This window comes from Pedobacter sp. PACM 27299 (assembly GCF_001412655.1).
GTDB lineage: Bacteria > Bacteroidota > Bacteroidia > Sphingobacteriales > Sphingobacteriaceae > Pedobacter.
The window spans coordinates 2,261,988-2,276,136 of sequence record NZ_CP012996.1 but is presented as its reverse complement, the minus strand read 5'-3'; the positions used below and the strand labels follow the sequence as shown (position 1 = coordinate 2,276,136).

The window sequence follows — 14,149 nt, the reverse complement described above, 5'->3', positions numbered from 1 at the left end:
ATAAATATATTTTTTAATAATCTTTCCCATATGGGAAAGATTTCTGTACCATGTGCCGGAGTCGAACCAAATAGATATCTAATTGTCTAACAACTTTGATTTTAATAGATTTATACCCAAATCCAACTTAGGTCAATAAATTTCATTAGATACTCGCAGGAGATCGGGAACTATCTTGGGGTAATACATGGAATTACAAGAAATATTCAACAACTTGAACAAGTCCCGAGCTGTTATTGCTGAATATGCGGACTTGAGTGAAAATATCTGGCGAAGGCAGATGTATGTGGATATACCAATGAAACTGACCCCCGTTCGCCACAGCAAACTGTCCCCTCAGAGTTGAGGGATGAAAAGAACTAAAAGTTGTTGTACAAACGAGCTTCCTAGACGGATGTTTTTTGTCCTGATTAACAACTATTGTTTTTACAAAAATACATTTTCCGTTTTAGTTTTTTTTCTCCTTAGTGATTCTCCAAACAATTCGATCCTTAATGAGTGATGAACGATACGATCAAGAACTGCATCAGCGATTGTTTTTTCGCCGATAATGTCATACCATTCTTTCACCGGAATCTGCGATGTGATCACTGTGGACCTTTTTTGGTGCCGATCTTCAATGATATCAAGAAGAGCGAGCCTGGACTGAGGATCAAATGGCTGTAAGCCAAAGTCATCCAGGATCAGCATATCTAAACGCTCTATCCGTTTGAGTTCTGCAAGCATGGTCCCTTTTGCTTTAGCAAGTTTTAACTGGCCCATAAGTTTAGCCGTATTGACATACATCACTTTGTAACCACTCTGGCAGGCGTGGTACCCGAGAGCCGTTGCCAGATAGCTTTTACCGGTTCCAGTGGAACCGGTGATGAACAGATCTTTGCGTTCCTTGATAAAGTCGAGCCCTGCTAGCCTGTGGACCTCGTTCTTATCCAGGCCACGGTCAAAAGAGTAGTCCACCTGCTCTAACGAAGCTTTATAACGGAAACTGGCGATTCTGATTGCCCTTTCCACAGATCGGTTTCGCCGGTCATCCCATTCACTGGCCACCAGTAGCGAAACAAATTGATCCGCAGTAAGAGCGTCTTTCACTGAAGTCTCCAAATTGGTTTTAAAGGCATCATACATCCCGTACAGACGGAGCTGACGCATTTTGTCTAATGTTTCATTATTCATTGTCTTTTATGGTTTAGGGGTTGTTATTGGTAATATTCTTTGCCTCTTATGTTTTTATGCGAAGGAATAGCTACTTGTTCGCCTTCAGGCTGCAATTGGTCCAGTTGTTTTCTCAGTATCTCTTCAATAACGGGATAATTGTACTGACTAAGATTGTCGGCCCAGCGGCAGGCATTAGCCAAACGCTCAGGTCCAACGCGTCTGGCAAAGCTCAATATACCTGAACATGATTTGTAAGCTTGTTCAGGATAGGATTTATTTTCCAGGACCTGAGATATGTAGCGGGCCACATCTTCATGGATCTGTTCGGCTTCCTGAATAAACTTTTCTGGTGTCCATTCAGTTAGAAAACGATGTTGCGAGGCCAGATGATCTTTGTTCGTTGTGTAATGATACCTAGCTCTATCGCGTTTATGGGTTGCAATTTGAGTATAGTGATAATAGATCTGGACTATCCCTGAAGTATAGAGTACTTTTACTTTCTTCCCGATGTAGGTATATGGCACACTGTAATAGTGAATATCTTCACCCAGACGAATATATCCGTTCTTCATCACTGTTACCATTACTTGCTTGTGTACTTCGTAACGGATAGGATTGAGTACCCTCAGTGCTTCCCGCTCAATCTCCTCAAACTGCTCAGAACGGGAATAACTACGCCCTGAAAAAGGTTTGTTATTATGGATCTCCAGTGCAGAGCGTATGGCTGCATTCAATGATTCCAGGTCATTGAACCTGCGACCTTCTAATCTCTGATAGATACTTCGGTAGATCAACTTAACCGCTCCTTCAACTAAAGCCTTATCTCGTGGCTTATAAACACGTGCTGGAATAATCGTAACCGCATAATGTTCAGCAAAGGCAGCAAATTCGTCATTAAGCACAGCCTCATACTTGCTCCCTTTAGTCACCGCTGAGCGCAGGTTGTCAGGAACTATGGCTGCTGGCACTCCCCCGAAATAATGAAGTGCATTCTCACAGGCCTTGATCAGATCTTCTTTGCGCTGGCTTTCTACGGCTTCCACGTACGTAAGTTGGCTGCAACCCAAAATGGCTACAAAGACTTCTGCATCACATTGGTGCCCATCTGCCGGATGAAACTGTAGTTTACTTCCTGCAAAGTCGATATACATCTTGTCACCAGACTTATGATCAATGTGCATTACCGGCTTGGAAAGCTGAAGGTAGGTATCTATGGCATTATTGAAACGGGAACGTGCGTATCCCCCAGGGTGTTGTTGTATGTACTCAAGATGAAGTGCCTCCCGGGTGACTCCCTTCTTTTTAAGCCGCTTACAGTATCCAGGATGTAATAGCTCCAGTTCCTGCATGCGTGGACTATTGATAGTTTTAGCGGCTGGAGTGGTAAAAAGAACGGATAGTTCATTATCGCTTTTTTCATTGAACTCATCATGAGTAATACCTAGTTTGTGCCATACATGCACATACTTCTTGACGGTGGTACGGGAAGTACCAACCATTCCATGGATCGTCTTGGTGCCGGTTCCCTGGCAATAAAGACGGATAATCTGACGTAATTTATTCATTTTGATCGGGTTATTGGACATGGCAATCGCAGGTTTTTGTTCATCAAAAAGCTAAACAAAAACCCCGTCCGGGGAAACCCGTCAGTACAATACTTTAAATTCTTTTCAGGGGGTCACTTTGCTCTGCCGAAAGGGGGACACTTTCATTTGGAGGAAAGGGATCACTTTGCTCTGGCAGAGGGGATCATTTTCGAGTGGCGAAGAGGGACCATTTTGGTGTGGTTTATCCAGTATGTACAGCATTACAACAGAAAGCGATTATTCAATCTATTGTCATTAGCTGCAACTGCTTTAATAATACTGATAATTACTACAGGTCCGAGTCCAAAAACAAACATTGTAGCGGCAATAACGATGTGACCTATATTCTATATGTTTTTCAGGTTTGGGATGGGTGATGTGCTGGACTATTTTAAACGGAAAAAGCTGGCCAGTGAAATAAAGCCAGAACTGATACAAAAATCAAAACAGATGAACAGCTTGGTTGAACAACTTGACCAGTTTACACTTTTACCTGATAAATATAGGACACGTCAGGCCGTTGATGCCATAGGAAATTAACTTAAAAACCAGCATCATCAGATATAGCAAAATGGCCAGATGATTTAGCAGAATCAGAAAGTGATGCAGCAGAATAAAGAAATGATAAGGGCACAACGGGTAACGAACACCTGGCTAATATTTGGGAGATAAACAATAGATTTACCTAAATACTATCTCCCAGATTAGTAAAAACCGCACCCCGTTGTTTATTCAGGTCGTCAACGCATGCCCTCAATTTATTTAACGAATTCCTGTAATAGCCCGTCCCTTATGTTTCAGCATCAGCAAATTCAATATTCGCGATAAGAACAATACGTACTATAGGTTTTAATTGTTGCGCCTGCGCCACATGTAGCAACTTCAAACAACTTTTTAGAAGGACAGTACAATTTTACCAAATAAAGGTCTGTCCCGCATAGCATATTCTATTCTTTGATGTGCATTTTTAACCTCTTCAATTGGATAGATACTATCTATAATTGGCTTTACATGTCCGCTTTCTATTAACCTGGTAATGTTATAGAGCTCATCCCTGCTTTGTCGGGTAAAAACGAAATGATACGTAGCATTTTTTTCCCATGCGTGTATAAGGTTTTGCGGCTGGGCAATATCGACTAGTGTTACAATTCTGCCATAGTTAGTTAAGGCGTGCGGACCATCCGAGAGCGTGCTTCCTCCTACAGTATCAATAATTACATCTACCCCTTTTCCGTTGGTATAAGCCTGTATTTCTTCAATGTAGTTTTTTCTATGATGATCAATGACTACATCCGCTCCAAGATTCTGAAGTTTCTCATGCAAAATACTTTGCCCTGTTGTGTACACAAAGGCACCCAGTGATTTAGCGACCTGTATTGCGAGTGTTCCCACTCCGCCCGCGCCTCCAAGGATCAGAATGGTATCTCCTTTTTTTAGTTTAGCCCTTACTACAAGTATTTCCCATACCGTACCTCCAACAAGCGGAACAGCAGCAGCTTCCTCGTAGCTAAGATTATCCGGCATCCTTGACAAAGAGGATTCGTCTGTGAGGTGATATTCTGCATAACTGCCGGTTCCGCCAAAGCGAGGAGAATAATAGACTTTATCACCGGGCAGCCAATTTTTCACGGCTTCACCCACTGCTACAACTTCGCCCGAAATATCGTGACCGGTTATAATTGGTAAATCAAACAGTGACGCATAATCCCCCCGTCTTATCTGACAATCAAGTGGATTTACTGAGGTAGCCCGTACCTTCACTAACACTTGGGAAGGATCTGTTATGGAAGGAGTAGTCACTTCCGCTAATTGGAGGACTTCGGGTCCTCCATAATTTTTGATTACAATTGTTTTCATATTTAGAAGTTTCGCTTATTCTCGAAATGTATAGTTAAAAAAATCAGAGCGATTTTCGGATTAATGTGTTTAGCGTCTCAATCGCCCCTTCATTACGTCTGTAATATGTCCACTGACCGGCCCGGGTAGCTTCGATAAGCCCGCATTTCTGTAGTATACTCAGGTAATCTGATGTTGTGGAGGGAGATAGACCGGCTTTTTTGGTAATGTCGCTTACACAAACACCGAGATTTGCATCATAGTCTCGCAATTCCTCAGCAGGAAAGTGGAGGCCAGGGTGCTTGAGCCAGATAAGTATGTTTATTCTAGTTTCATTACTCAGCGCCTTAAAAACCATAATTAATTCCATTTCACAAACATATCGATATTTTTCGAAATCCAGAAATTAAAGTAAAAACGGGTGACGGTCGTCGACGAACCTATAAAGATTATGTATTCATACTATTAGTCTTTTTTCAAAGTTTATTAAACTACCTCAACAAGCAGGCAAAATGATTTATTTTGCCAATAAATCAACACATCTGTAATTTTATGAACGGTATGGTCCATAGACTTTTTTGGGCGTTAATACACCTCCTATTGTTTGCAGAATGACCACTATATACTCGCGACCTCCGGGATAAACACGAATCATCACATGCCCTTCAGTACTGGCATAAGCATTTACAAACCAGGAACCATAGGTTATTTTCGTTTCAGGATGAATATAAGTTGCAAAAACATCCCGTGGGCCAGCATATAACTTTTCTGAACCTAAGCGGTACGCTAACTCCTGTCCGGGATGGTCCGAACACCAGGATTGCTGCACCAACACCCTTGGACTGAGCTTCTTTAAAAAATTCTCATTCATCGCATCTCTGTTTCCATGATGGTTAAACGTCGTAACGTCTACCTTATCTACCGTCTCCCCCATAGGTGTCTCCACATCAAACCATTCTGGGGTTTCATAATTACTTAAACCTGTATTATCCCCGCCAGTGAAATAGTCAAAATCACCGTAAGAAAGTTTTATAGCCAGACTAAGCGGGTTTTCATTGAAGCTACCCTTTTCTAACAGCTTGTCTGCATGAAGCAATTGAATATTTCTGCCTTTCTTACTATCCCAGAGCATGGGACCTGATTTGATACCCAAGATCTGAAAAGAAGGATATAAATCTGGTTGATTCAGCAACCTGATCTGGTCTGTTGCTCCGGTATGCAAGGAATCAACCAATATATGATTATGCCGCCGCTGGTAATCCACAAAAGCCAAATAGTTTAGAAAAGTAGCATCTGCTTTATAATACTTCCTAAGGTCAACAGGGAAATTATACAGCGGATAGTTGCGGTCTATCAAATAACCAACGGGGATTTCCTCCGCTATAGCTGTAATCCCTGATAATTTATATTCACCTTTTGCAGATGTTTTCGATGCGGCAGTAATACTTCCGTAATGATCGGCATGAAAATGGGTAATCAGCGCGTAATCAATTTTAGGTTTTTTACCCTTCGGAATCAACTGTTTGACATAGCTGCTAATCCAGCCGGCGGCTGTCCGGGATTCGTCAGGATAGGCCGGAGAAATATGGAGGGTCTGACCGGTGCCAAAACTCCCGCCCATTTCCCCTGCGTCAATCATCATGGTGGTGCCGTCCGGCAAAATAAAGAAGGCAGAGTTTCCTCTGCCTGTATGAAAGTGGTGAATATCGAGATAGCCTTTTTTCCATTCCAATAGGGTATCTAAGTCATTTACAAAACCTGTTTGCGCATGGGTTATGCGCAAACAGGCTGTAAAAAGGATAATAAAAAATATACTCTTTCTGATCATTGTTCTATTTCAATTTAAAAACCCGCACCCAGTCAATCTCAAAATTTGAGGGCAGAAGTGCAGCATTCGGCGCACCTGCATGTCCCTCGATACTCAGGATAATGGGTCTCATCTGGGTAATAAATTCCGGAACATCTTTAGCATCGTATTCCCAGTATTGCAAACCGTCAAGGTAAAACTTCAGCTTACCATTCCTGCGCTCTAAACCGTACAGGTGAAAGTCTTCGTCTAGTCCCCACGAAAAATAGTAGTTCGTAAAACCGGGGACTGTGTTGCCATTACCGGGTTTGGGCCAGGTCAATAAACTGGTATTTAATAAATGGGGTTTATTGTCGGCATTCTTGGTTTCCTGCATGTCAATCTCAATATTAGGGTTCTTTTCTAGTACAGGATCGTCACCCAACCATATGGCAGCGCACACATTTGCCAGAGCATTGATCATCTTAGCCCTTACTTCAATGTAAGAATCTCCCCCTACTTCAAATTTTGATTTTAAGCACCCCGCTGTGTACTGGCGCTGAAAGTCAGGGTCGGCGATATTGTTATGCACTTCTTTTTTCGCGATTAGGTGAGCTTTGCCCCCGTTTACCTCTGTATTTGCTGTTTTATAGGCAAAATCTCCGGTGACACCACCATAATACCATAAGGGTGCAGCAGACCATTTACTCACATCAAATTTATCAAATTCATCGCTTTTTGTAGCGTCCATTACCCAGGTTGCTCCCTTTGGAGTAATAGATTCAGTTGGGAAATTCTTACCGATAACGGCAGGCTTTTCACTCTTTTTGCAAAAACTAAGGCCCAAAATAACCGTTAGCAGTCCTGCAAATCCTATTATTTTTTTCATCTGTCTAATTTTGTATTGTTAATTAACCTTAACTGTCCATGTCTTTTTATCCTGTCTGTTACCGGCTATAACGGTATATACAACCGGTTTGCTAAAGTCGGTATACGTACCCAATGCAGGCTCTACGATCGCCCCTTCCGAAACAGTTGCCGAGGGGAATAAGCGACCCAATGAAATACCTGTATTTGCTTTGACGGTTATTGTACCTTTTTCGGCATCGATTGTTACGTTTGCCGCGGCGTTTTGTCCCGTTTCCGTAACCAGTCTGAACGAACTGATCTTGGCCAGACTACTGTTGGTAGCCGGATAAATTTCTGCATCTTTATTACAGCTGTATGTCAGGGTTGCGCACACAAGCAGTAACAATATAATTTTTTTCATGAGATCTAATTTTAAAATGTTACCAGTTCGGACTAGGAGTTAAATTTGGATTGTTCCTGAGTTCCCCTGTAGGTATGGCCCAATTATAATACTTAGGATATACCAGATACTTTGTCTCCATTACTTTTGATTCCTGACCAAATTGTTCTCGTCGGAAACCATAAAAAACGGCTCCAAATGGCATGGTCTTTTCCAGATCTTTCCAGCGCTTATAATCATAATACAGCTGTTGTTCCTGAATCAACTCGATTTTACGCTCATGTTTGATGATCTCCAGCAGTTCGGTTGGATCCCCTGTACTGACCGCAGGCATACCAACCCTTGAACGGACCTTATTGATGAAAGGCAGCGCTTCTGTGGTTTTGCCTGTCGCATTTAAAGATTCTGCATACAACAAGAGCACATCAGCATACCTGATCAATACATAATTATTGCCTCCATTCCATGGAATATAAGTCGGGGTAAACAATGAAGGCTCTACCATTTTTTTGAAATAGTAAGCATCATTTTCTGAATCGGGATAAAACGTTTTGTTGGCTTCAGGCCATAGTTCTCCGCTCTTGGTAATATTGCCTGCGGATCCGGTGATATTGGGATCAAAGAATGTCTGGTTCAAACGCGGATCACGATTACCGAATTCATCCTGTGGATTATAATCCGGGCACTTCCCTGCAAGCGGGCTCAGGTTTGTTTTGGTATCGCGGTACTTATTGAGCTCAGCAAAGCTGATCCCGTGTGCCTGCCAGCCATGCTTACATTCGAAAAGGTCGATATAGTTCTGGTGTGCTTGTATGCCTTTCCATCCATTACCTGCGAAAACCATACTGATACTGTTGGCACGAAGGTCTTTGAAGAACTGCAATGAAAGCAGAATTTCCTTGTTTTCTGCTCCTTCGTTTTCTTCCAGAAAGAGATGTCCAAAATCTTTTTTCGGATCACCCGATTTTTGAAACAGTTCAAATTTACCTGAATTCACCACTTCTTTAAGCGCATCTGCGGCAATGGTATAATATTCTGGTTTATTATAGAATCCTGCTACATAAATCGCCGCACGCGCCTTCAATACATAAGCAGCATATTTGGTGAGACGACCATGCTTAGCATCAGCTGGATCAGCCGGTAGCTCTGTAATCGCCTGATCAAACTCCGTCATGATGAAACTGATCACCTCGTCTGCAGTGTTTTTAGCTGGCCATTCGTTTACACTCAATGACTTTGTTATCAATGGTACATCTCCGAATATCTGCATCAGTCTGGTATATTGAAAAGCCCTTATGGCTCTGGCCTGTCCTTTGTAATTGTTCAGTTCAGCATCGGGAACCTGACCCTTAAATTTGTCAATGTTTTCAAAAAGAACATTTGCATTCCTGATGTAGATGTATTTTTTACTCCACATCCTGTCATTCGGCCACCAGTTGTCGCTAGTGAGTGAGCCGTTTGTAGCCGGGAAAAAACCAGCCTCCCATGAGTTTTTTAGAAATAACAAATCTGTTAATATATCCAGATATGGAGCTCCGTCTCCCTCCAGCTCATAAAATCCCTCATACATGGCATTTACCGCAAATGCGGCATCTCCAGGCGACTTATAGAATGAGCCTTCCGATAGTTCAGATAAAGGCGGTCTATCCAGAAATTTCTTACAGGAGGCTAGAGAAAGAGCCAACAGTAATATATATAGTGCTTTAAACTTTTTCATAATACGTCAATTAAAATCTTAAGTTAAGTCCCAAAGAAACAACTGTATAATTTGGATACCATTGGTCATAGATGTCCCGTTCAGGATCAAAACCATCTACATAATCAGGAGCGTAAGTCAGCAGGTTTGTTGCAGCAAAATAGGCGCGTAAACTTTGAACCTTGAGCTTACGCAACACATTTGAAGGCAAAGTATATCCCAATTGAAGGTTCTTCAAGCGAATGTACTCTCCTGATTTTATCCACCAGCTCGAATTTTCCCTGTTGTGTGCATAGTTTTGCAGCAAACGTGGAATGCTGGCATCAGCGTTTCTATTTTCCGGAGTCCAGCGGTCCAGGTGAAGCGCAAGTGGCGAATTGTAGTTCATCAGTACATTCCGGGTATAGCCATCCCATACCCTATCGGTATTGAAAGTACCCTGAAATAGCACTCCCAGGTCGAAGGATTTATATTTAAACCCTAAATTTAGACCATACTGCGTTTTGACATACCTGTTACCGATTTTTACCTGGTCCATGTAATCTATTTTACCGTCACCATTCTGATCTTTGTACATCAAATCACCCATGCCGATCTGAGGGGGAACACCGTCAAGATTTCTGTAATTGGCCAGCTGTTGATCAGAGTTGATGATTCCTGTAGCCTCATAACCATAGTAGTCACCAAGGTCACCCGTAGGCCTTAGCGAACCAAAGGGAGTGGCTCTGTCTTTCAGGTCAATAACCCAGCTTCTCCAACCTGATATGGTAAATGAAGCATTGTAACTGAAATCATCATTTACCTGTTTCTGATGAGTAAGGATCAAATCGAACCCATGACTCCCCACTTTCCCTGCATTTGTGGTTACTTCCGCCTTAGGTAAACCTACGATAGAAGACACGGGAACAGTCAGCAGGATGTCATTAGTCCTCTTTTGCCAGATATCTAATTCAAAACCCAGTAAACCATTTTTTATACTGGCATCCAAACCGAGATTATAGGTGGTTGAAGTTTCCCAGGTAAGCTCAGGATTGGCGGGATTACCGTAAAGTACACCTACTACCTGCTTATCATTGAAGCTGTATTTCGGTCCCACGTTCAGTCTTGGGTAAGGTTCATAGAAACCTAATTTTTCTGCATTACCGAGGGTTCCAATCGATGCACGGAATTTCAGCACGTCGAGCCATTTTATATTCTTCATGAAACCTTCTTTCTGTATGTTCCAGCCAGCGGAAACGGAAGGGAAGAAATCCCATCGATTTCCAGCTGCCAGCCTTGAAGATCCGTCATATCTTCCGGTCGCTTCAAAGAGGTATTTTTCATTAAAATTATAGGTCAGACGTCCAAAACCCGACATGAATGCCCAGTGGTCTGCGCCTCCTCCATTGGTTTGCGTCGCTGCATCTCCGGCACCCAATTCAAAAAGCTCATCGTTAATGAAATCACCTCTGTATGCATTGATTCGATCCTCTCTGAATAATTCCTGTGAATATCCCGTCAGCACATTCAGATAATGCTTTCCGAATCTTTTTTCATAGGTCGCTGTGGCCTGAAGGTCATACTTATTTCTTTTAGTCCATTTTTCAGTCAAACTGTTGCGACCGATCTCCAATGTACGATCAAAAAAGTCATACGTTTCAAACTTACCCTGGTACGAACTATATTCATCATTACCCGCCTGATAAACGCTCATCAATTTTAAGGTAAGCGGCTCTATCGGTTTGTATTGCAAGCTTCCATTGATGGTATAGGTTGATTTCCTGTAGTCGACAGGACCATAGTTCTCAATAACCTGTACCTGGTTTCCTGTTTTCCATAAGTAATTGCCATTGGCAAACATGGTTCCTCCGTAATATCCATTCGGGTATCGTACGGCAGCTGTGGGTGATGCCCTCAGTACATTACTGAATATGTTCATTACCCCATCAGCATCTCTTTTAGAGGTCTGATAAGAGGTCAGCATTTGCAGTTCCAGCTTATCGCTGATCTTGCTGGTTATATTTGCTCTGAGGTTAACGCGGTTAAAATTGTCTATGTGTTTGATGGAACCTTTCTGATACATATACTCTCCCGACACAAAGTATCTTCCTATCGCGCTATTTCCGCTTGCACTCAGGTAGTTATTCACTATTGGAGCTTGCTTTTGCGTAACTTCTTCCAGCCAGTTGGTATTGGCATGCATGACAGGGTCTGTCCCGTCCTTAAATAACCTCAGGTCATTCTCATTGTAAACTGGCGCCTTGCCCTCATTGCTCATGGCTTCATTCACTAATGTTGCATATTCGAAAGAACTCACCGTCTTGGGAAATCGGGTAGGCGATTGAATTCCAGCGTAGGTATTGAATTCTATCACCGCCTTATCCATTTGTCCACCACGCTTAGTAGTAACTAAAAGCACCCCATTTGCAGCTCGGGAGCCATAAATGGCCGCTGCAGCGGCATCTTTCAATACTGAAATACTTTCAATATCAGCTGGAGCAAGATTGGAAAGACCAGTACTGGGACTTCCGTCAATCAGCACAAGGGGACCATTATCGTTTCCGTCAATAGTTCCAATACCACGGACCAAAATTTCAGGAGAACTTCCAGGTTCACCATTCGTTTCGTGAACGGTTAAACCAGGTACCCGGCCTGATAAGGATTGAAGTATATTTGGTCTGGGTATATTTCTTATATCATCCATTTTAACAGTCGAAACCGCAGCAGTAAGACTGGACTTCTTTTGAGTTCCATAGGCCACCACAACAACCTCACTAAGATTCTTGGGTTCTTCCTGCATGGTAACATTAATGGTTTTACTTCCTGCAGTTATATTAATTTCCTGGGTTGCATAACCCATATAACTAAACACCAGTGTCCCAGTCTCATCGGGTCCGGTAAGCACATAGTTTCCATCTGTATCAGTATTCGTCGAATTCGAAGTCCCCTTTAGCTTTACACCTACTCCAGGAAAAGGCTGACCTTTACTATCTATGACCTTACCGGTGATGCTGACCCAGGCCTGCAGATTAGAGGCAGACAAACCAAACTGATCTTTTTCTTTAATTACAATGGTTTTTTCAAAAAGCACAAAATCCATGGCCTGTTTTGATAAACAAACTTTCATCACCTCCTGCAACGAGGCATTGTTAAAATTAGCATGGATTCTCTGTTTGGAGTTCAACTTGCCTTCTCTATAGAAAACATCATATCCGGTTTGCTTTTTAATCTCTGTAAAGACCTCTTTAAGGCTTACATCTTTTTGTTGTAAATTCAATCTTTGTGCAAACGAGCTGGCACTCACCTGCATCAAAGTTGTAATCAACATCACTATGGTCAGTTTAATGCTCATTATCAATCGTCTTTTATATGATGCATGTAAGACTGGTAAACCGTCATACATGATCAATAGCAATTTTAGCATGCGGCGGTCAGGCCAGCACAAAATCTTAGTATAAATTTTATACATTTGGTAATCTGTTTAAATTAAAATGGTTTAGACACTCTGTTAATTGATCAGATAGACTCAGGGATGTTGGTAGCATCCCTGTTTTTTATGTCCTGATTCGGGCTACATTTTCTCAGGAATCTTTTGCTTTCATGGTTGTTGGTTTTTAGGTTAAATATTTGGTGATTTATAAATTAGAATTAATTAACGACGAATATTTTATCGTTAGTGATTTTAAAATGCACAGCATTGGTGAGTTCTATAACCTTCAACACTTTGGATACATTATTATATCTGGATAACCTTCCGCTAAATAAATGTGCTTTGAGTGCCTCACTCTGGTAAACTACATCCACATCGTACCATCTGGAAACTTTACGCATAATACTTTCCATACTCTCATCATTACACAGGAAGTACCCATTTTTCCAGGCCACGGCTTCTTCAACATCTACTTCTGCCATATTCATTACTCCGTTCGCTTTCAACACTGATTGCTGACCTGGATGTAACACCCGTTTATCTCCATTAGCATTAATTCTCACAGAACCTTCCAGCAGCGTTGTCTTCGCCGACGATTCATCTCCATAAACGTTTACGTTAAACTGAGTACCTAGCACCTCTATTTCTTGCTTTATCGCATTTACTGAGGAAATCACTTTAAATGGTTTTAATTTATTATGCGCAACTTCGAAATAGCCTTCACCACTTAGTTCTACCTTACGTTCAGCGCCAACAAAGGATGTAGGGAACTTCAAAGAGGACCCTGCATTAAGCCACACCTTAGTCCCATCCTGCAGCACAACCTCGTATTGACCTCCTCTGGGCGTTTCAATAGTATTGTAGGAGATTTGGCCTGACCTTTGCCCAGCCTCCTCTGTCACTTTATAAATGATCTGTCCATCTTTGGATTTTGTGATACTAAGACCTGTCTGCTTTGCCAATTCTCCATTTTTTACATCCGTAAGGATGATCTTCTTACCGTCAGCAAGCGTAAGTACTGCTTTATTACTGCCTGGTAATACGTCAAATGCGGTTGAGTTTTGAAGCTGGGATAATGAATTCGGTTTAAAATAAAAATAGGAACCTATCCCGAGTGTTAAGAGCAGGATGGCAGCTGAGGCATATTTAAAGAAATTTAACCTGATACTGCGTCTTTTTAACGTCGATACATTATCCATAAGCACAGTAAACATCTCTGTCTTTACTGCTTCTTTAGGCCCCATCAACTCGCTATCCCATCCTTTATACCTTTTTAACAGCAGAGTATAGGCGGCTTCAAAAGCCTCTATCTCTTCTTCCGTTGCTGTTCCATCCTGACATTTAATCGCCAATATCCTGAATTCCTGATCAGTTATAATCTTATTCATAACTATACGTCTGAATAGAATGGCACAACCCCCAAAAAGAAATT

The 14,149-nt window shown here is 41.9% G+C and carries 11 protein-coding genes; 1 reads left to right on the top strand and 10 read right to left on the bottom strand.

The features are described 5' to 3' along the window. Nucleotides 1-426 precede the first annotated feature (426 nt). On the bottom strand, nucleotides 427-1,149 hold the full coding sequence (istB, locus tag AQ505_RS09530) for an IS21-like element helper ATPase IstB (protein ID WP_231635057.1): 723 nt from the start codon (nucleotides 1,147-1,149) through the stop codon (nucleotides 427-429). Between the two features lie 47 nt (nucleotides 1,150-1,196). Then, nucleotides 1,197-2,720: an IS21 family transposase gene (gene istA / locus AQ505_RS09525; RefSeq protein ID WP_062550947.1), complete on the bottom strand. Its 1,524-nt coding sequence runs from the start codon at nucleotides 2,718-2,720 to the stop codon at nucleotides 1,197-1,199. A gap of 372 nt (nucleotides 2,721-3,092) precedes the next feature. Between istA and AQ505_RS09515 the strand changes: the two genes are divergently transcribed. Next, complete coding sequence (locus tag AQ505_RS09515) at nucleotides 3,093-3,281, top strand: hypothetical protein (RefSeq protein ID WP_062547962.1); 189 nt, start codon at nucleotides 3,093-3,095, stop codon at nucleotides 3,279-3,281. Nucleotides 3,282-3,635: 354 nt separating this feature from the next. Here AQ505_RS09515 and AQ505_RS09510 read toward each other — a convergent pair whose 3' ends face one another. The 8 genes from AQ505_RS09510 to AQ505_RS09475 all read right to left on the bottom strand — a co-directional run bounded on the left by AQ505_RS09510 (nucleotide 3,636) and on the right by AQ505_RS09475 (nucleotide 14,105). Beyond that, nucleotides 3,636-4,541 (bottom strand): zinc-binding dehydrogenase, encoded by a 906-nt coding sequence (locus AQ505_RS09510; RefSeq protein ID WP_231635056.1) that lies wholly within the window; start codon nucleotides 4,539-4,541, stop codon nucleotides 3,636-3,638. Nucleotides 4,542-4,641: 100 nt separating this feature from the next. Continuing rightward, a complete protein-coding gene (locus AQ505_RS09505) occupies nucleotides 4,642-4,935 on the bottom strand; it encodes an ArsR/SmtB family transcription factor (protein WP_231635101.1) in 294 nt (97 codons plus the stop codon). 192 nt (nucleotides 4,936-5,127) lie between these two features. Further along, complete coding sequence (locus AQ505_RS09500; protein WP_062547959.1) at nucleotides 5,128-6,405, bottom strand: MBL fold metallo-hydrolase; 1,278 nt, start codon at nucleotides 6,403-6,405, stop codon at nucleotides 5,128-5,130. Nucleotides 6,406-6,409: 4 nt separating this feature from the next. Beyond that, nucleotides 6,410-7,252, bottom strand: a complete 843-nt coding sequence (locus tag AQ505_RS09495) for a glycoside hydrolase family 16 protein (protein WP_062547958.1) — start codon at nucleotides 7,250-7,252, stop codon at nucleotides 6,410-6,412. 18 nt (nucleotides 7,253-7,270) lie between these two features. After that, on the bottom strand, nucleotides 7,271-7,633 hold the full coding sequence (locus tag AQ505_RS09490) for a DUF5018-related domain-containing protein (protein WP_062547957.1): 363 nt from the start codon (nucleotides 7,631-7,633) through the stop codon (nucleotides 7,271-7,273). A gap of 19 nt (nucleotides 7,634-7,652) precedes the next feature. Beyond that, nucleotides 7,653-9,329, bottom strand: coding sequence for a RagB/SusD family nutrient uptake outer membrane protein (locus tag AQ505_RS09485; RefSeq protein WP_062547956.1), 1,677 nt, complete (start codon nucleotides 9,327-9,329; stop codon nucleotides 7,653-7,655). Nucleotides 9,330-9,339: 10 nt separating this feature from the next. Further along, complete coding sequence (locus AQ505_RS09480) at nucleotides 9,340-12,639, bottom strand: SusC/RagA family TonB-linked outer membrane protein (RefSeq protein WP_062547955.1); 3,300 nt, start codon at nucleotides 12,637-12,639, stop codon at nucleotides 9,340-9,342. Nucleotides 12,640-12,935: 296 nt separating this feature from the next. Then, nucleotides 12,936-14,105 (bottom strand): FecR family protein, encoded by a 1,170-nt coding sequence (locus AQ505_RS09475; protein WP_062547954.1) that lies wholly within the window; start codon nucleotides 14,103-14,105, stop codon nucleotides 12,936-12,938. Nucleotides 14,106-14,149 lie beyond the last annotated feature (44 nt).